Genomic DNA, 460 nt, shown 5'->3' on the forward strand with positions numbered 1-460 from the left:
CACTGAGTTTTGCCTGATAGCGATAACAGCTCTCACTGAGTCCAAACAAGGCACACGCAAATGCGATCGAAATGGCTTTATCTTGCACCGCCTTTTGCGCCAGCTCCCGCCGCCGCGACGGCTTTACCACTTTTTTTCGATGGCCTCTTTGAGTATTTCAGCTTTGAGTCGCTCTTCGGCATACATTTTTTTGAGTCGTGAATTCTCAGCCTCTAACTCCTTCAATCGCGCCATCATAGAAGCGTCCATGCCACCGAATTTGGCGCGCCATTTGTAGAAGGTCGCAGAGCTCATGCCATGCTCACGGCAAAGCCCCGGAACTGGGGTGCCAGCTTCGGCTTGTTTAAGGATTGCTAGGATTTGGCTGTCGCTAAATTTTGATGTTTTCATGCAGAATCTCCCTGCGTATATATTACGAGAAAATTCTACTTTTGAAATCTACTATTTTTAGGGGGGATTA

General features: G+C 47.6%; 1 pseudogene. It reads right to left on the reverse strand.

Annotated features, from left to right (window positions below):
* Nucleotides 1-390 (reverse strand): annotated as a pseudogene (locus AAEY98_RS22160) (transposase); the annotation flags it as partial.
* Nucleotides 391-460 lie beyond the last annotated feature (70 nt).

Origin of the sequence: Shewanella sp. AC91-MNA-CIBAN-0169 (assembly GCF_040310165.1) — a bacterium.
In the GTDB taxonomy this organism is placed as follows: Bacteria; Pseudomonadota; Gammaproteobacteria; order Enterobacterales; family Shewanellaceae; genus Shewanella.